We start from the raw sequence: 16,972 nt of genomic DNA on the forward strand, positions 1-16,972 counted from the left end.
TGCGCTACTCCTATGCTCAAATTCAAAGGAGCGTCATCATGATTCCTAGATACTTGGTTGATGTGCAGCTGGACGAGCTGCCTGTTGTGGATAAGGATGTCATCGTTATCGGGGCCGGCATTGCCGGTCTTTTTACCGCTATACGGTCTAGCGAGGACAACTCGGTGTTGATGATTACGAAGAAGTCGCTGCTCGACAGCAATACCCGCTATGCACAGGGAGGTATTGCCGCGGTTATATCGGACGAGGATTCGCCTGCCTATCATTTGCAAGATACGTTAATAGCTGGCGCAGGCTTATGCTCCGAAGAAGCGGTAAATGCGCTTGTCCATGAAGGGCCGCGAGGTGTGCAGAGTCTCATCTCGATGGGGACGCAGTTCGATGTGGAGAACGGCGAGTTCGCGCTCACGAAGGAAGGTGCTCATAGCCAGCGCCGTATTTTGCATGCCAATGGGGATGCGACCGGCTATGAGATTGTAAGAGCGTTGTCGGCCAACGCGGTTAGCAATCCGAAGATTGAAGTATGGGACGATCACTTCGTGATCGACCTTGTGACACAAGACGGCGTATGCTGCGGCGCAATCGTACAGAAGCCTAGCGGACAGCGTGTATTCGTGAGGGGCAAGGCAGTCATTCTCAGCTCAGGCGGCGCAGGCCAATTGTATCGGTATACGACGAATCCGGAAGTTGCTACAGGTGATGGTATCGCCATTGCTTATCGCGCCGGCGCTTACATTCAAGATGTAGAGTTCATTCAATTCCATCCTACCTCGCTCTGTTATCCAGGCGCGCCGCGCTTCCTCATATCGGAAGCGGTACGCGGAGAAGGGGCTTATTTGCGCAATATTAAAGGCGAGCGCTTCATGGAACGTTACCATGAGCAGTTGGAGCTTGCGCCGCGCGATATTGTGGCAAGAGCTATCGTCAGCGAGATGGAAGAAACGAAGTCGACTTTTGTCTACATAGATATTACTCATGAGTCGCCAGAAATGGTGAAGCATCGTTTTCCTACAATATATGAATACTGTTTGAGGTATGGTCTAGATTTGACGTCAGATTGGATTCCGGTTGCGCCGGCAATGCATTATATGATGGGCGGAGTCAAAACCGATCTAAATGGGGAAACAAATATAAAGCGGCTTTTTGCCTGCGGCGAAGTATCCTCGACAGGTGTTCATGGCGCCAATAGACTTGCCAGCAATTCGCTGTCTGAGGCGATCGTCTTCGGCCGTCGTATTGTGAAACGGATCAACGAGTTGCCGAAGAACGACGTTGTGGCTGTAATCGAGAATGAGCCGGGCCGCGTAAGCGCGCCGACACAGGCGATTGTCGAGAAAAGGCTGAAGCTGCAAAAAATTATGGTCAGGTATGCCGGCTTGCGACGCAACGCCAAAGGCCTTGAGAAAGGAATCGAGGAGCTGAAGCGTCAGCTTCCGATCTATCAATCGGTACTAACGAAAGCGGAGGAATACGAATTCGCGAATCTGCTTACTTGCGCACTGCTTACGTCTGAAGCGGCGTTGCAGCGACAAGAGAGCCGCGGCGCGCATTATCGTGAGGATTTCCCGCAGCGGGACGATCAGAATTGGCGCAAACATACGGTGCTGCACCGTTTACATGGCATTACGGAGGAGCGTATTGAAGATGTTTGAGTGGACGACAGGCGGATATGATGCGATCATGCGCGATCAGATTCGCGCTTGGCTTGCAGAGGATATAGGCAGCGGAGACATTACGACAGAGACGACGATCCCGCGCGGCTCGTTGTCGAAAGCTGTAATCCATGTGAAGGAGAGCGGCATTATTGCTGGTCTACCCATTGCCCGTCTTGTATTCGAGGTTGTTGATCCATCGCTTGTGTTCCAGGCCATGGCAGAGGATGGCGAGCGTGTGGAGAAGGGTAAAGTTATTGCGGTTGTAGAGGGCAGTACGCACAGTCTTCTTACGGGGGAGCGGCTAGCGCTTAACCTCATGCAGCGCCTATCGGGCATCGCAACGAAGACGGCTATGTTCGTTGAGGCGCTTGCCGGTTTGCCGGTAAGACTTGTCGATACGCGCAAGACGACGCCAGGTCATCGGATGCTGGAGAAGTATGCGGTTCGGGTAGGCGGCGGTTCGAATCATCGTTTCGGGCTGTATGACGCGGTTATGATTAAAGACAATCATATCAAGGGCGCAGGAGGTATCCGAGCTGCTGTTGAAGCCGCACGGAGACAAATTCCGCATACGATGAAGATTGAAGTAGAGACCGAGTCGATGGAGCAGGTGCAAGAGGCGCTTGATGTCGGCGCGGATATCATTATGCTGGATAATATGGCGAATGAGCGTATGACAGAGGCGGTTGCTCATATTAAAGCAACATCGCCGCATGTTATCGTTGAAGCATCCGGCGGTGTTACGCTGGCTACCGTTCATGGCATTGCAGCCACCGGTGTCGATGTGATATCCGTTGGCGGACTGACTTATTCGTTCCAGGCGCTGGATATTAGCCTCGATCTGAATGAGAAGAAGGGCGGCGAGCAGCGTTGATTCTCGTCATCGATGTAGGGAATACAAATATTGTGCTCGGCATATACAAGGGCAAGGAGCTGCTTCATCATTGGCGGCTCAGCACGAACCGATCGGCTACGGTTGATGAGTACGGTATTAACATACACAATTTGTTTCAGTTCGCGGGCGTGAAGCTGGATCAGATCGACGGAGTTATTATTTCGTCTGTCGTTCCGCCGTTGATGCGTACGCTGGAACAGCTTTGTCTCAAATATTTGCGCAAGACGCCAGTTGTTGTAGGGCCTGGAGTAAAGACGGGGCTGAACATTCGCTACGAGAATCCGCGCGAGGTCGGTGCCGACCGGATCGTGAATTCGGTAGCGGGCATCGAGAAGTACGGCACTCCGCTTATTGTGGTGGACTTCGGAACGGCGACGACGTTCGATTATATTGACGAAGCGGGCAATTACTTAGGCGGCGCGATTGTGCCGGGCATCGGGATATCAACGGAAGCGTTGTACCAGCGCGCTGCTAAGCTGCCGAGGATCGAGCTTGTGAGACCTAAGAGCGTTATTGGTCGCAATCCGGTGACGTCGATGCAGGCTGGAATTATTTTCGGCTATGCCGGGCAAGTTGACGGTATTGTGAATCGCATTCGCAAGGAATTCGGCGTATCTCCTCGCGTTGTGGCGACAGGCGGCTTGGCCGAGCTGATCGCTGCCGAATCGGAGACGATCGAAGAAGTCGATCCGCTTCTGACGCTTGAAGGGCTGCGTATTATATATGAACGCAATCAGGAGGGATCATGATGAATGAGCTGATGAAGGATGTGCTGGTGCGCGGAACGGCTTGGGATGGAAAGCTGCGCGTATTCGCAGTGCGCACGACTCAGCTTGTCGAAGAGCTGCGCATACGGCATGCAACATATCCAACGACGACGGCGGCGCTTGGGCGAACGCTTACGGCTGGCGCGATGATGGGTGCAATGCTGAAAGGCGAAGAGAAGCTGATCATTCAAGTGAAAGGCGACGGTCCCGTAGGCCAGATCGTCGTGGATGCCAATGCGAAGGGGCAAGTACGCGGCTATGTAGACAATCCGCAGGTACAGCTTCCGAGCAACGCGCTAGGAAAGCTGGATGTGGCAGGCGCAGTAGGACGTAATGGTTTTATTCACGTTACTAAGGATTTGGGGCTGAAAGAGTCCTATATTGGAAGCGTACCGATTGTATCAGGAGAGCTTGGCGAAGACTTCACTTATTACTTTGCGGTATCCGAACAGACGAATACAGCGGTAGGACTCGGCGTGTTGGTGGAGGACGATAATTCGGTCATTCAAGCGGGCGGCTATATTATTCAGCTTCTGCCGGGTATTACGGATGCTGATATTACGAGATTGGAGCAGGCGCTTGCGGGGATGCCTCCGCTTACATCGCTGCTTGCACAAGGCGAGACGCCGGAAAGCATATTGATCAGACTTGTTGGTGAGGATGGTCTTAAAATTCACGATACGATGGACATCGAATTCCATTGCCCATGCACGATCGAGCGAATGGAGCGGAACCTGATTAGCCTTGGCGCGACTGAATTGCAACAAATTATTGAAGAAGACGGAAAAGCGGAAGTCGTTTGCCATTTTTGCAACGAGGCGTATATCTTCGAACGGGATAAGCTAGAAGAACTGCTCGATCAAGCGAAGCCGAAGCCGATCCAATAATCGGAGGCAGTAGGGGAATGAAGAAATACGAGGTGCTGAAGGCCGTTGTCATCCTTCAAGCCGTATGCATGGTCGTGCTTGCTGTCGTTGTGGTCGTCAGAGTGTGGCCATCGCAGCAGCCGCTAGTCGGTGACGGAACGCAAGGGAATGAAGAGTCGGAAGGTGTGGGCGATGCGGACGGCAGTTCTCCTTCGGACATGGGGCAAGTTGTTGCCACTGTTGATGGCGAGCCAATTACGATGGCCGAGCTGCAAGCCGAGCTGCAAAAGCAGTACGGCGACGAGGTGCTGCGGACGATGATGCTCCACAAAGCGATTGAGCTGGAAGCAGCTCAGTCTAATTTGACTGTATCGAGTCAGGAGCAGACTAGAGAACTGGAATTAATGGCTGAAGGCTACGAGAGCGAAGCGGAGTTTTATGAGGTCATGCAAGAGCAGCTTGGCTATACCCAGGATCAGCTGTTGAAAGATGTTCGATATCGCTTATTAATGGAGAAAATCGTCGTTCGCAGTATCGATGTTACCGAGCACGAGGTGGAACAGTATATTTCTGAGCATCCGGAAGAGTTCGCCCCCAAAGAACAGCTGCATCTTCAGTGGATACTGACGGAGAACGAGCAGCAAGCTGACGAGGTGCTGGAGCGGCTGACGGAAGGGGAAGATTTCGTTACGATGGCGCGAACGTATTCATTGGATTCGTTCACGGCGGAAGACGGCGGCGATCTCGGACTTATTGATGCGGACGACCCGTTCTATGACAGCGAGATGATGGATACGGCGAGCCGTCTGCAGATTGCTGAGATGGCAGGGCCGATTGCCGTGGACGGCGGGTTCGCCATCATTCGGCTTGTGGAGCGCAGAATGACAACGAGCATGACCGAAAGCCGGCTGAAGGATACGGTACGCAAGCAGCTTGCTTTGGAGCTAGCAGGTCCGATGAGTGCACAAGAGGAGAAGCTGCTTGTCAAATATAAAGCGGTTAAGAACGAGTAGCCACTCGTTTATCAGGACGATGAATGGGATTGCTGGGATATAGCTGAGTAATCAGGCAAAATATAGATAAAGTCGCTATTGACAACGGATGCAAGACATTGTTAAGATGGAATTAGTTTAATAACCTACTAATTTAGTCGGAATAGGGAGGCAATCATTTCCATGGCTAGAATCGTGAATAGTGTTACAGATCTAATCGGCGATACACCGCTTGTCCGTTTGAACCGTCTCGTACCTGAAGGCAGCGCAGAAGTTTACGTGAAACTGGAGTACCAGAATCCAGGCGCAAGCGTGAAAGACCGTATTGCAATCAGCATGATAGAAGTAGCTGAGGCAGAAGGCGTACTTAAGCCTGGCGATACGATTATTGAACCAACAAGCGGCAACACAGGCATCGGGCTTGCTCTTGTCGCAGCAGCGAAAGGGTACAAGGCTATTCTTGTAATGCCTGAGACGATGAGCCTTGAGCGTCGCAACCTGCTTCGCGCATACGGCGCTGATCTCGTTCTGACGCCAGGATCGGAAGGCATGAACGGAGCGGTTCGCAAAGCGGAAGAGCTTGCGCAAGAGAACCCTACGTACTTCCTGCCGCAACAATTCAAGAACCAAGCGAACGTGAAGATTCACCGCGAAACGACTGGTCCTGAGATCGTTGAAGCGATCAACTCGCTTGACGGCAAGTTGGACGCTTTCATCGCTGGTATCGGCACTGGCGGTACGATTACAGGCGCTGGCGAAATCTTGAAGAAGAATTTCGACGGTATCAAAATTTACGCGGTTGAGCCTGCGGCTTCCCCGTTGCTCTCCGGCGGTAAGCCAGGTCCTCATAAGATTCAAGGTATCGGCGCTAACTTCGTGCCTGACATCTTGGACCGTGAGATCTATGACGGCGTTATTACAATCGAGAACGAAGATGCTTTTGAATATGCGCGTCGCGCAGCTAAAGAAGAAGGTATCCTTTGCGGTATTTCTTCCGGCGCAGCGATCTTCGCAGCGCTTCAAGTTGCCAAAGAACTTGGCGAAGGCAAACGCGTAGTAGCGATTGTTCCAAGTAACGGTGAACGTTACCTGAGCACACCGCTCTTCAACTTCGACAACTAATCCATAACGATAGCTGCAATTCAAGCCTTCCATTCCTCGGAGTGGGAGGCTTTTCTCCATTTACTGCCAGGGTCCTCAAGGTGAAACGGCTGACGCCGTCCTTTGGCGGTGTAGCGCGTTTCATTCCGGTGAAATATAGGCGTAAGTCTATTAGTGAAACGATATACTCCTATATTTTCAAGAAAGAGGCCGCGCCCTTTTCTTTTGCCGCGCTATTCTGTATACTAGGCAAAATAAGTCAGATGAACGGGGGTTGAGGGTGATGGTCACCGATAGAAAGCAGTGGGTCCGGTGGCACGCCGAGCGGAAATATACGACGCTTCCGTTGCTTAAGGAATTGCCATTTCAGAGTCGTGATAGCGGCATAGTCACTTCTTGGGAAGAAGCATGGCAGGACGCATCACCGTATGCCGTTGTCCTGGAGAGCGGGAAGGATGGCAAGTATACGTATTTGGGCTTGCATCCGGATGCAATTATTCGGGGCAAAGGACTGACGGCTGAATCCGTCACCTACGAATCGCTAGAGGAGCAGAGCCGGCGCAACTGGCATGGCAAGCCGCTTGAAGTGATGAGGGAATGGATGGCGGGCGCAGTCGGACCGCGTCTAGTTGATGGACCGAAGTGGATCGGCGGCTGTGTCGGCTACTGGAGCTATGATGTGATCCGTTCGATAGAACGTTTGCCAGAGCTTGCCGACGATGATCTCGCTTTGCCGGATTACTTGTTCATGCGAATGAATGAACTATGGATTATTGATCATGAGCGCTCCGTTGTTTATTGCGCGGTCCATATGCCTATTGATCCGAATGCCGGCGAGCAGGAGCTGCTGGAAGCCTATGATCGTGCGCTGTCGCGCGCTGAGGGGATGACAGACTACTGGCTGACATGGTTCGAGGAAGAGAAAGCGTGCCGCAAGGCGGAGACGGTCAAGGAGAAGCGCCTTAAGCTGACTGAAGCGGATCATCTTCATATCGACATAGAAGAAATGAACGATATTAGCTCTCCGTTCAAGAAGCAGGCGTATATGGATGCCGTAGAAGCGATTCGCAATTATATCGGCCAAGGTGATGTGTTCCAGGTAAATCTGTCCCAGCGTCAGAGCCGTGCGATTGATACGTCACCGGAAGAGCTGTACGAATGGCTTAGGCTGTTCAATCCGTCGCCGTACATGGGCTTTCTGCGCTGCCCTGACTTCCAGCTGGTGTCCGCTTCACCGGAGCTGCTCGTAGAGCTGCAAGACGGCAGATTGGCAACGAGACCGATTGCCGGCACGAGGCGCAGAGGGCGGACAGAGGAAGAAGACCGACAGCTTGCAGAGGAGCTTGTCGCTAACGAGAAGGAGCGCGCCGAGCATATTATGCTCGTCGATCTGGAACGCAACGACCTCGGCCGTATATCGGCGTACGGGACGGTTGAAGTGAAGGAACTGATGGTCATCGAGTATTACTCGCATGTGATGCACCTTGTGTCGCAAGTCGAAGGGATACTTGCCGAAGGCAAGGACGCGTACGACGTCATAGCGGCCACGTTCCCGGGAGGCACCATTACAGGCGCGCCGAAGATTCGGACGATGGAAATTATAGAGGAGCTTGAGCCGGTACGAAGAGGTCCGTACACAGGATCGCTCGGCTGGATTGACTATAACGGCGATATGGAATTTAATATTATTATTAGAACGATGGCTATAAAGGATGGCGTTGCTCATATACAGGCAGGTGCCGGTATCGTGATCGACTCGAATCCGGAACGCGAATATTATGAATCTCTGAACAAAGCGAAGGCGTTGTGGAAGGCCGTTCAGTACAGCGAACAGTTGGCCGGAGCCAACAACGGATAAGAGGGGAGCTTAGACGATGATCCTTGTAATTGATAATTACGATTCCTTTACGTACAATCTCGTTCAGTATTTGGGAGAGCTTGGCGAAGAGATTGTGGTCAAAAGAAATGACGAGATCGACCTAGCGGGCATTGAAGCGCTGAAGCCCGACCATATTCTCATTTCGCCAGGTCCTTGCTCGCCTAATGAAGCGGGAATCAGTCTCTCGCTCATCGACCATTTCAAAGGCGTTATTCCGATCTTCGGCGTATGCCTAGGCCATCAGTCGATCGGACAAGCGTTCGGTGGCGATGTTGTCCGCGCGGAGAAGCTGATGCACGGCAAGACTTCACTTATTCATCATGATAGCAAATCGATCTTCGAAGGCATGCCATCCCCATTCACGGCGACGCGCTACCATTCGCTGATCGTTCGACGCGAGACGCTGCCGGACTGCCTAGAGATTACGGCTGAAACGGATGAAGGCGAGATTATGGGTCTTCGTCATAAGGAGTACGCGATTGAGGGCGTTCAATTCCACCCTGAATCGATCATCACGGAGCATGGCCTGACGATGCTTCGTAACTTTTTGCAAAATAAAACCGGAGCCGCGCGATGAAAGTCAGCTTGAACGGCTCTGTTAAGGAAGCAAGCGAAGCCGTGATCTCGGTCTACGATCACGGTTTTTTGTACGGTCTGGGCCTGTTTGAGACGTTCCGTACTTACGGCGGCCGTCCTTATCTGCTGAACCGCCATCTAAGGCGGCTGCAGGCCGGTTGCGAACAGCTAGGCATTCAGTATCGTGGCGACGAGAAGGGAATTAGCGAGCAGGTGACTGAGCTGCTGGCTGCGAACGGTCTGACGGACGGTTATGTCCGTCTGACGGTAAGCGCTGGCGTAGGCGAGCTTGGTCTTCCAACGGGCGATTACGAGCAGCCGAGCGTGCTGCTGCTCGTAAAGTCGCTGCCGCCGGTCAATGATTCGATTCCTATGCATGGAAGAGAGCTGAGGCTGCTGCAGACGCGGCGGAACACGCCGGAAGGCGATATCAGATTCAAATCTCTCCATTATATGAATAATATTATTGCGAAGCGTGAGCTGCTTGCCTCTTCTCCTCCGTCAGGAGCAGAGGGGCTTATGCTGACGAAGGAAGGCTGGCTCGCTGAAGGCATTGTGAGCAATCTGTTCTATGTGAAGGACGGCATCTTGTACACGCCGGCTATTCATACGGGCATCTTACCCGGTGTGACGCGCGAGCGTGTCTTAGAACTTGCGCGGGAAGCAGGGCGTTCGGTGCATGAAGGATATTTTACATGGGAAGAGCTTGTACAGGCTGATGAAATATGGATGACTAACTCCATACAGGAGCTTATACCGATTACGACGCTATCCGACATTGTGAGCAGGAACGAGACTGTACAAGTTGGCGACGGTTATGCGGGAGAGCTGACGAGAGGCTTGCTAGCGCTCTATCGTGCAGATGCATCGCAAATTGTCGGGAATGAATAACGGTTAAGGAGAGTGGCAGCATGAGCAAGAGCGGCACACATAATAGACATTGGGTATATGAGTTGAACGGCGGCATTCGGCTGGAACTTGGAAAACGTACATTAATTATGGGCATCCTCAATGCGACGCCGGATTCCTTCTCTGATGGCGGCAAGTATACGGGGGTAGATGCTGCGGTAGCCCACGCGCTCGCTATGGTGGAGGATGGAGCGGATATTCTCGATATCGGCGGCGAATCGACGCGTCCGGGTTTCGAGCCCGTTCCTCTGGATGAGGAGCTGCGACGCATCATTCCTGTTATTGAAGCAGTGCGGAAGGAGATTCCGCATATACCGCTGTCAATAGACACGTATAAGGCTGCTGCGGCGCGTCAGGCGCTCGAAGCGGGCGCTCATATTATTAACGATATATGGGCCTTGAAGGGCGATCCCGAGATGGCGGCAGTGGCCGCAGAGTTCGGCTGCCCCGTTATTCTTAACCACAACCGCCATGCGCGTGACTATAACGATTTCGTGCCTGATGTGTTGGCTGATCTGCTTGGCAGTGTCGAGATTGCGAAGACGGCCGGCGTTTCGGAGTCTCAGGTATGGCTTGATCCCGGTATCGGGTTCGCGAAAACGTACGAGAACAACTTAGAGCTGCTTGCTCGCTTATCCGAACTGTCGGAGCTGGGTTATCCGGTACTGCTCGGCACATCGCGCAAAAAGTTTATTCGGGACACGCTGTGCTTACCCGTGGAAGAGCTGGCTTTCGGCACGGCTGCGACAGTTGCGCTTGGTATCGCGCAAGGCAGTCATATTGTAAGGGTGCATGACGTTCGCGAGATGAAGCAGACCGCTTTGATGACGGACGCTATTTTACAATATAAGAACATATAAAGTTGCAGATTAAGAAATAAGGCATTTGCCTGTGAGGAGTGACGGAAATGGACCAAATGGCGATTAAAGGGATGCGTTTCTATGGGTATCATGGCGTTTTTGCCGAAGAGAACAAGCTAGGGCAACAGTTTTACGTCGATATCGTGCTGCATATGGAGCTTGGCCAAGCTGCTGAGACCGATGATTTGAACTATACAATTAACTACGCGGAGATCCATGCATTCACGAAAGAGATTGTGGAAGGACCTCCTTTCAAGCTGATCGAAGCTTTAACGGGTCACATTGCATCACGGGTTCTGGAAGCTTATACTATGGTAAATGAAGTGACGGTTCGAGTAACAAAGCCGCATCCTCCGTTCGATATCCACTTTGACGGGGTAACGATCGAGATGCGGAGAAAGCGGGATGCAGATGGAAGAGCGATTCCCGCCTAACGGGCAAACTTTCGAAGCGTACGTCGCTTTAGGATCGAATATGGGAGAGCGAGAGCTGCTTCTCACGGAGGCTATCGTACTGATTGACCGTGAACCAACCATTGAGGTGCGAAGGGTGTCGGGCATCTATGAGACAGATCCTGTCGGATATACAGATCAGCCTGCATTTCTGAACATGGCGATAGCAATCCGCACTTCGCTCTCTCCGATCGAGTTGCTGCGCAAGCTGCTCGAATATGAGCTGCAGCTAGGGCGAGTTAGGCAGATACGTTGGGGACCGAGAACCATTGACCTCGACCTCCTGCTGTACGATAATGTCAGAATGAATCAAGAGGAGCTGACACTGCCGCATCCGCGCATGATGGAGCGGTCATTCGTGCTTGTACCGTTAAATGACGTTATAGAATTATCGCATTCGTTGCGGGACGAAGTTTCATTGGCGGCCGGCAGCGCGCTTCAGGATGGAAAGGAAGGCATCACGTTATGGAAAACAATCAATTGGCGCAGCGCGTCAGAGCCTTTCGAAAGCTGAAGGGTTATACGCAGCAGGAGCTGGCCAAAGTGCTGGGCGTATCTGTTGCGGTATTGGGCTCGCTGGAGCGAGGTACGAGGAAGACGGATCCGAAGCTGCTTAACCATATTGCGAGCACGCTGGGGATCGATTATGAGGAATTAATGTCGGATACCCGTGAATAAAGCCTGACGTCCGGCACAGGACGCTTGGGATCAAATAATATCAATGAGGAGTGTGGAATGGCATGCTGAAAATCGGAGACATCGAGATGAAGAATAGGGTCGTGCTGGCGCCGATGGCAGGCGTGTGCAATCCTGCTTTTCGTTTAATAGCAAAGGAATTCGGAACGGGACTTGTATGCGCAGAAATGGTGAGCGACAAGGCGATCCTGCACGGTAATAAACGTACGATGGAGATGCTGTTCGTTGATGAGCGCGAGAAGCCGCTTAGTTTGCAAATATTCGGCGGCGACCGGGAGTCGCTGGTCGAGGCGGCAAAGGTTGTCGATACGCAGACGAATGCAGACATTATCGATATTAATATGGGATGCCCTGTACCGAAGGTAACCAAATGCGACGCCGGCGCTCGTTGGCTGCTTGACCCGAACAAAATCTATGAGATGGTGTCTGCTGTCGTAGACGCTGTGAAAAAGCCGGTTACGGTGAAGATGCGTATCGGCTGGGATGACGAGCATGTTTATGCAATCGAGAACGCGCGTGCGGTTGAGCGCGCAGGCGGAAAAGCCGTTAGTGTGCATGGACGGACGCGGGAGCAGCTGTATACGGGCAAGGCGAATTGGGACATCATAAGGGATGTCAAACAATCGGTATCTATTCCCGTAATTGGGAATGGCGACGTATTCTCGCCAGAGGACGCGAGAAGGATGCTGGATCACACTGGCGTCGACGGCGTTATGATCGGACGGGGCGCGCTGGGCAACCCTTGGATGCTCTATCGTACGATTCAGTACTTGGCAACGGGCGAGCTGTTGGGCGATCCGGCTCCGCGCGAGAAGATGGATGTCGCGATCTTGCACCTTGACCGACTGATCGCGCTGAAGAACGAAGCGGTAGCCGTGCGCGAGATGCGCAAGCACTTAGCATGGTATTTGAAGGGCTTGCCAGGAGGCGCGCGCGTGAAGGACGTTATTATGGAAGAAACGGACCGCGATCGCATGGTGGCGATTTTGGAAAATTATATTCTCTCATTGGAAGAAGAGGACGAGCAGGAGCAGAATGGCGCTTCATCCGTTCATACCGCAGCGGAAGAGATCATTCATTAAATTGATCGCCGGTTGCCGCTGCTTTTAATGGAGCGCTATGTCGGAGCATGCTTCATTTTGAAGGCAGCGGCACTTGCATCGACAAAGTTCGACAGATGTCGGCATGATGCGGAATGTATGGGTTCACGCCTAAGTGAAACGGTTTCAATGGGACGTTTGGCTTTGATTGACATTGGGGGCAACTTTGAAATATAATCGTGCAATATAATCCAAAGAGGCTCTCAAGAGACCCCTTTAAAGTGAAATGACTCAAGGTATGATGGCAATGAAGCGTAATATATTAGGTAACAGTGAATTCATACACGGTATGAAAATAAGTCACACGACGGGAGAATCGGAAAGATGAACGATAAGCAAATCATTCTGACTCAGGACGGCTTAAAGAAGCTTGAAGAGGAGCTGGAAACCTTAAAGTCGGTCAAGCGACGCGAAGTCGCTGAGCGGATCAAGGTTGCAATCGGTTATGGCGATATTAGCGAGAACTCCGAATACGAGGACGCGAAGAATGAGCAGGCATTTATTGAAGGCCGTATTATTACGCTTGAGAAGATGCTTCGTAATGCGCGTATCATCAATAACGATGATATCGATATCGATACAGTGAGTATTGGTTCTATTGTAACGGTTGAAGATATGGAATTCGGCGATACAATGGAATATGCGATTGTAGGCACCGCGGAGTCCGATCCGCTCCAAAATAAGATTTCTAATGAAAGTCCGGTTGGCAAGGCGATTCTAGGCAAGAAAAAAGGCACCGTTGTAGAAGTGAACGTACCAGCCGGCATCATTCAATATAAAATTGTCGATATCAAAAAATAAGGTTTGCGATGAATGGTTTAGAAAGCTTCCTTGCCGGAAGCTTTTTGAACGTTATCGGTTACCCTTACGTATCAGGGAGATGAACGAAAGTGGAACATGAGAATAACGAGCAGGGACAGGAGCAGGAGTTAAGTGAGCTTCTGCAGATCCGCAGAGACAAACTAGACGAGCTTCGCGCTTTAGGCGTTGATCCATTCGGCAAGAAGTTCGAGCGCACTCATAATGCCAAAGATATACTAACAGCCTATGAAGCGTCTACGAAGGAAGAGCTGGAAGGCCAAGCGGTTAAAGTGAGCATCGCCGGCCGTATTATGCAGAAGCGCGGCATGGGCAAGGCGGGCTTCGCGCATATCCAGGACTTGAGCGGCAAGATTCAAATCTACGTCCGCAAGGACACGGTCGAAGAGCATAAGTTCGCTGCTTTCGATCTGCTTGATATTGGTGATATTGTCGGCGTACATGGCGTCGTGTTCAAGACGAATACAGGCGAAGTTTCCGTCAAAGCGCAAGATGTTGACGTATTGACGAAGTCGCTGCTGCCGCTGCCTGACAAGTACCATGGCCTGAAGGACGTCGAACTGCGTTACCGTCAACGTTATGTCGACCTGATTGTGAATCCGGACGTTCAACAAACCTTCATTACCCGGTCCAAGATCATTCAATCGATGCGCCGTTATCTCGATTCGAGAGATTACTTAGAAGTAGAGACGCCAACGCTGCACTCGATTGCGGGGGGAGCTGCTGCTCGTCCTTTCATCACTCATCATAATGCGCTCGATATGCAGCTTTATATGCGTATTGCGATCGAGCTTCATCTAAAACGTCTTATCGTGGGCGGCTTGGAGAAGGTATATGAGATCGGCCGGGTATACCGCAACGAGGGTATCTCGACGCGTCACAACCCTGAGTTCACAATGATAGAGCTGTACGAGGCTTACGCTGACTACAAAGATATTATGGCTCTGACCGAGAATCTGATTGCGCATATCGCACAAGAGGTGCTTGGGACAACGAAGATTACGTACCAAGGCCAAGAAGTTGACTTGACTCCGCAATGGCGCCGCGTATCGATGGTCGATCTCGTGAAGGAACTTACGGGTGTCGACTTCAGCGTGGAAATGACCGACGAGGAAGCACATCGCCTTGCTAAGGAGCATAAAGTTGCGGTTGAGCCGCATATGACGTTTGGTCATATCTTGAACGCGTTCTTCGAAACATTTGGCGAGCATACGCTGATTCAGCCTACGTTCGTTACCGGACATCCGGTTGCAATCTCGCCCCTGGCGAAGAAGAGTGAAGTCGATCCGCGCTTCACGGACCGCTTCGAGCTATTCATCGTAGCGCGCGAGCACGCGAACGCCTTTACAGAGCTGAACGATCCGATCGACCAGCGCGAACGGTTCGAGGCACAGCTCGTAGAGAAAGAGCACGGCAACGACGAGGCGCATGAGATGGATGATGACTTCATCCGTGCCCTTGAATACGGTATGCCGCCTACTGGCGGTTTGGGAATCGGCATCGACCGTCTCATTATGTTGTTGACGGATGCGCCTTCGATCCGGGACGTACTGTTGTTCCCGCATATGAGAGAGCAACGCTCCGGCGAGTAAGGGACGAGCGATACGTAAAGCAAGATACAAGTAACTATAGAAGCGTGGCCGCGTTGATGGTGAATAACCGTCTGACGGCCGCGCTTTTTCTTATTGCTCCATATTAAGTTTTTTTCGAGTAAACGGATGAATGTGAATACATCTAATGGCGCTAAATTTACACCCCTAGATCATCAGTATTAAAATAGAGCTTGCGAAACACCTATGTTACATAGTTCTACATAAGTACTGCAAAGTAACGTACAAATCGACAAATTCTTATGTAAAATCGGCAATACCGATCTAGAGAGCAATAAAGTTGTTTGCGCCAAAGTAACTTGGAAAGATAACAACAAAGAGAAATCAAAAACGATTACTTACGATATTGAGGAAAGGTTTAAGTAGCTATTATTTTTTGTAAGATTTTGATCTATTTTTTTGCTAGATAGTATTGAATTACTAGAATCATATGGTAATATAGGACTATCGATGCTAATCCCGATAATGGCAAACCTATCGAAAGGTAGGGACGCAAAGCTAAAGGGCCTTCCTTATGATGGCAGCCAGCTACCGAACGACGGAGCATTTTTTATTTTACTAAATAGTAGGACAAGTATTAGAAAAAGCGAATCACGATAATGGCAAACCTATCGAAAGGTAGGGACGCAAAGCTAAAGGGCCTTCCTTATGATGGCAGCCAGCTACCGAAAGACAGAGCTTTTTTTGTTTTATAACAAGGGACAAGCAGTCCTATGAAACTTTACACGATAACGGCAAACCTATCGAAAGGTAGGGACGCAAAGCTAAAGGGCCTTCTGAAAGATGGCAGCCAGCTACCGAAGGGAGTTTTATTCATGCGTAAGTTTATTCTTATGATAGCAGTAGCGTTCATCATGATCGCATCGATTAAAGTTACAAGTGCAGAAGCTAGCGAAAACACAACTTGGTTGAACACAGCTAGTCTAGATAAAGGCATTGTATCGGTATCCTATGAAGTAAAGGCTAACGTGAAAACAAAAGTTATGATCGCAAAAGGCGATAATAAATATACATATAACATGACAGCTTCCAAGAAAGTAGAACAATTCCCGCTGCAACTTGGAAATGGCGATTACACCGTGTCGGTGTTAGAGAATACAGAAGGCAACAAATATAAAGTAGTTAACAAAGAAACAGTTAAGCTTAACCTTGCTAACAACAGCGTGATTTACTTGAATTCGGTGCAAAATGTAGCATGGACAAGCTCGAGTCTTGCTATTGTTAAAGCAAAAGAGCTAACAAAAAACAGCAAATCAGACAATGAGAAAGTAAGAGCAATCTACGACTATATCATTAATAACATCAAATATGATTATGATTTGGCAGCCAACATTTCGACTGACTACCTCCCAAGCATCGACAAAACACTTTCGACGAAAAAAGATATCTGCTATGGTTACTCGTCGTTGTTCGCTGCAATGCTTCGTAGTGTAGGAGTTCCTACTAAGCTCGTAATGGGTGACACGGAATATGTTAGTGTATATCATGCTTGGAACGAAGTGTTCTTGAATGGCAAATGGGTAATTATTGATACGACGGTAGACGCTGGTCTCAAGAAGAGTAACAAGAAGTTCGATCTAATTAAAGATGCTTCGAAATATTCGGCAGCAAAACAATACTAGACAGTTATTAGACACGGTGCTTTGGCATCGTGTTTTTTTGTTATCTTCTATAATAGAAAACAGTTTAAAGGTTTATATAAAAAGTGCTTGCAATGCTATAGGCGTCTGTGATATATTATCTAAGTCGCCGCTGAAACATACGGCCGACACGAAAGAAAAGATTGTTCTTTGAA

General features: G+C 50.5%; 17 protein-coding genes and 3 riboswitches. All 17 genes read left to right on the forward strand.

Annotated elements, in window-relative coordinates:
• Window positions 1-38: 38 nt before the first annotated feature.
• The 17 genes from nadB (at window position 39) to V8F51_RS24765 (ending at window position 16,799) form a co-directional block, all read left to right on the forward strand.
• Window positions 39-1,652 carry an L-aspartate oxidase gene (gene nadB / locus V8F51_RS24685; RefSeq protein ID WP_337103172.1) on the forward strand — a complete coding sequence of 538 codons (1,614 nt, stop codon included), beginning with the start codon at window positions 39-41 and terminating at the stop codon, window positions 1,650-1,652.
• Window positions 1,645-2,529 carry a carboxylating nicotinate-nucleotide diphosphorylase gene (gene nadC, locus V8F51_RS24690; RefSeq protein ID WP_337103173.1) on the forward strand — a complete coding sequence of 295 codons (885 nt, stop codon included), beginning with the start codon at window positions 1,645-1,647 and terminating at the stop codon, window positions 2,527-2,529. Before nadB ends, nadC begins: the two co-directional genes overlap by 8 nt.
• Window positions 2,526-3,299, forward strand: a complete 774-nt coding sequence (locus V8F51_RS24695; RefSeq protein WP_337103174.1) for a type III pantothenate kinase — start codon at window positions 2,526-2,528, stop codon at window positions 3,297-3,299. The genes nadC and V8F51_RS24695 overlap by 4 nt, the downstream gene beginning before the upstream one ends.
• Window positions 3,299-4,204, forward strand: a complete 906-nt coding sequence (gene hslO, locus V8F51_RS24700; protein WP_337103175.1) for an Hsp33 family molecular chaperone HslO — start codon at window positions 3,299-3,301, stop codon at window positions 4,202-4,204. The genes V8F51_RS24695 and hslO overlap by 1 nt, the downstream gene beginning before the upstream one ends.
• A gap of 17 nt (window positions 4,205-4,221) precedes the next feature.
• Window positions 4,222-5,196, forward strand: a complete 975-nt coding sequence (locus tag V8F51_RS24705; RefSeq protein ID WP_337103176.1) for a peptidylprolyl isomerase — start codon at window positions 4,222-4,224, stop codon at window positions 5,194-5,196.
• A gap of 162 nt (window positions 5,197-5,358) precedes the next feature.
• Window positions 5,359-6,297: a cysteine synthase A gene (gene cysK, locus V8F51_RS24710; protein WP_337103177.1), complete on the forward strand. Its 939-nt coding sequence runs from the start codon at window positions 5,359-5,361 to the stop codon at window positions 6,295-6,297.
• Between the two features lie 262 nt (window positions 6,298-6,559).
• Window positions 6,560-8,134, forward strand: coding sequence for an anthranilate synthase component I family protein (locus V8F51_RS24715; RefSeq protein ID WP_337103179.1), 1,575 nt, complete (start codon window positions 6,560-6,562; stop codon window positions 8,132-8,134).
• A 16-nt stretch (window positions 8,135-8,150) separates the two neighbouring features.
• Window positions 8,151-8,732 (forward strand): aminodeoxychorismate/anthranilate synthase component II, encoded by a 582-nt coding sequence (pabA, locus tag V8F51_RS24720; protein WP_337103180.1) that lies wholly within the window; start codon window positions 8,151-8,153, stop codon window positions 8,730-8,732.
• Window positions 8,729-9,622 carry an aminodeoxychorismate lyase gene (gene pabC / locus V8F51_RS24725; RefSeq protein ID WP_337103181.1) on the forward strand — a complete coding sequence of 298 codons (894 nt, stop codon included), beginning with the start codon at window positions 8,729-8,731 and terminating at the stop codon, window positions 9,620-9,622. Before pabA ends, pabC begins: the two co-directional genes overlap by 4 nt.
• Window positions 9,623-9,642: 20 nt before the next feature.
• Entirely contained in the window at window positions 9,643-10,500 is an 858-nt protein-coding gene (gene folP, locus V8F51_RS24730; RefSeq protein ID WP_337103182.1) for a dihydropteroate synthase, read from the forward strand.
• 47 nt (window positions 10,501-10,547) lie between these two features.
• Window positions 10,548-10,934, forward strand: coding sequence for a dihydroneopterin aldolase (gene folB, locus V8F51_RS24735; protein ID WP_337103183.1), 387 nt, complete (start codon window positions 10,548-10,550; stop codon window positions 10,932-10,934).
• Window positions 10,906-11,466 carry a 2-amino-4-hydroxy-6-hydroxymethyldihydropteridine diphosphokinase gene (gene folK, locus V8F51_RS24740; RefSeq protein ID WP_337103184.1) on the forward strand — a complete coding sequence of 187 codons (561 nt, stop codon included), beginning with the start codon at window positions 10,906-10,908 and terminating at the stop codon, window positions 11,464-11,466. The genes folB and folK overlap by 29 nt, the downstream gene beginning before the upstream one ends.
• Window positions 11,418-11,630, forward strand: a complete 213-nt coding sequence (locus V8F51_RS24745; RefSeq protein WP_337103185.1) for a helix-turn-helix domain-containing protein — start codon at window positions 11,418-11,420, stop codon at window positions 11,628-11,630. Before folK ends, V8F51_RS24745 begins: the two co-directional genes overlap by 49 nt.
• Before the next feature lie 62 nt (window positions 11,631-11,692).
• The gene (dusB, locus tag V8F51_RS24750) at window positions 11,693-12,730 is read left to right on the forward strand and encodes a tRNA dihydrouridine synthase DusB (RefSeq protein ID WP_337103186.1); all 1,038 of its coding nucleotides are present in this window, start codon (window positions 11,693-11,695) and stop codon (window positions 12,728-12,730) included.
• Between the two features lie 342 nt (window positions 12,731-13,072).
• Window positions 13,073-13,549, forward strand: a complete 477-nt coding sequence (greA, locus tag V8F51_RS24755; protein ID WP_337103187.1) for a transcription elongation factor GreA — start codon at window positions 13,073-13,075, stop codon at window positions 13,547-13,549.
• An 89-nt stretch (window positions 13,550-13,638) separates the two neighbouring features.
• Window positions 13,639-15,159 carry a lysine--tRNA ligase gene (gene lysS / locus V8F51_RS24760; protein ID WP_337103188.1) on the forward strand — a complete coding sequence of 507 codons (1,521 nt, stop codon included), beginning with the start codon at window positions 13,639-13,641 and terminating at the stop codon, window positions 15,157-15,159.
• A 475-nt stretch (window positions 15,160-15,634) separates the two neighbouring features.
• Window positions 15,635-15,713: riboswitch (cyclic di-GMP riboswitch) on the forward strand.
• A 55-nt stretch (window positions 15,714-15,768) separates the two neighbouring features.
• Window positions 15,769-15,847: riboswitch (cyclic di-GMP riboswitch) on the forward strand.
• A gap of 53 nt (window positions 15,848-15,900) precedes the next feature.
• Window positions 15,901-15,979, forward strand: a riboswitch (cyclic di-GMP riboswitch).
• 13 nt (window positions 15,980-15,992) lie between these two features.
• On the forward strand, window positions 15,993-16,799 hold the full coding sequence (locus tag V8F51_RS24765; RefSeq protein WP_337103189.1) for a transglutaminase domain-containing protein: 807 nt from the start codon (window positions 15,993-15,995) through the stop codon (window positions 16,797-16,799).
• The last annotated feature ends 173 nt before the right edge of the window (window positions 16,800-16,972 follow it).

Origin of the sequence: Paenibacillus sp. YIM B09110 (assembly GCF_037167145.1) — a bacterium.
In the GTDB taxonomy this organism is placed as follows: Bacteria; Bacillota; Bacilli; order Paenibacillales; family Paenibacillaceae; genus Pristimantibacillus.

Excerpts from the sequence above, each read along its gene's own strand:
- nadB (WP_337103172.1), top strand. The coding sequence starts at position 39 with ATGATTCCTAGATACTTGGTTGATGTGCAGCTGGACGAGCTGCCTGTT.
- nadC (WP_337103173.1), top strand. The coding sequence starts at position 1,645 with ATGTTTGAGTGGACGACAGGCGGATATGATGCGATCATGCGCGATCAG.
- hslO (WP_337103175.1), top strand. The coding sequence starts at position 3,299 with ATGAATGAGCTGATGAAGGATGTGCTGGTGCGCGGAACGGCTTGGGAT.
- V8F51_RS24705 (WP_337103176.1), top strand. The coding sequence starts at position 4,222 with ATGAAGAAATACGAGGTGCTGAAGGCCGTTGTCATCCTTCAAGCCGTA.
- cysK (WP_337103177.1), top strand. The coding sequence starts at position 5,359 with ATGGCTAGAATCGTGAATAGTGTTACAGATCTAATCGGCGATACACCG.
- V8F51_RS24715 (WP_337103179.1), top strand. The coding sequence starts at position 6,560 with ATGGTCACCGATAGAAAGCAGTGGGTCCGGTGGCACGCCGAGCGGAAA.
- pabA (WP_337103180.1), top strand. The coding sequence starts at position 8,151 with ATGATCCTTGTAATTGATAATTACGATTCCTTTACGTACAATCTCGTT.
- pabC (WP_337103181.1), top strand. The coding sequence starts at position 8,729 with ATGAAAGTCAGCTTGAACGGCTCTGTTAAGGAAGCAAGCGAAGCCGTG.
- folP (WP_337103182.1), top strand. The coding sequence starts at position 9,643 with ATGAGCAAGAGCGGCACACATAATAGACATTGGGTATATGAGTTGAAC.
- folB (WP_337103183.1), top strand. The coding sequence starts at position 10,548 with ATGGACCAAATGGCGATTAAAGGGATGCGTTTCTATGGGTATCATGGC.
- folK (WP_337103184.1), top strand. The coding sequence starts at position 10,906 with ATGCAGATGGAAGAGCGATTCCCGCCTAACGGGCAAACTTTCGAAGCG.
- V8F51_RS24745 (WP_337103185.1), top strand. The coding sequence starts at position 11,418 with ATGGAAAACAATCAATTGGCGCAGCGCGTCAGAGCCTTTCGAAAGCTG.
- dusB (WP_337103186.1), top strand. The coding sequence starts at position 11,693 with ATGCTGAAAATCGGAGACATCGAGATGAAGAATAGGGTCGTGCTGGCG.
- greA (WP_337103187.1), top strand. The coding sequence starts at position 13,073 with ATGAACGATAAGCAAATCATTCTGACTCAGGACGGCTTAAAGAAGCTT.
- V8F51_RS24765 (WP_337103189.1), top strand. The coding sequence starts at position 15,993 with ATGCGTAAGTTTATTCTTATGATAGCAGTAGCGTTCATCATGATCGCA.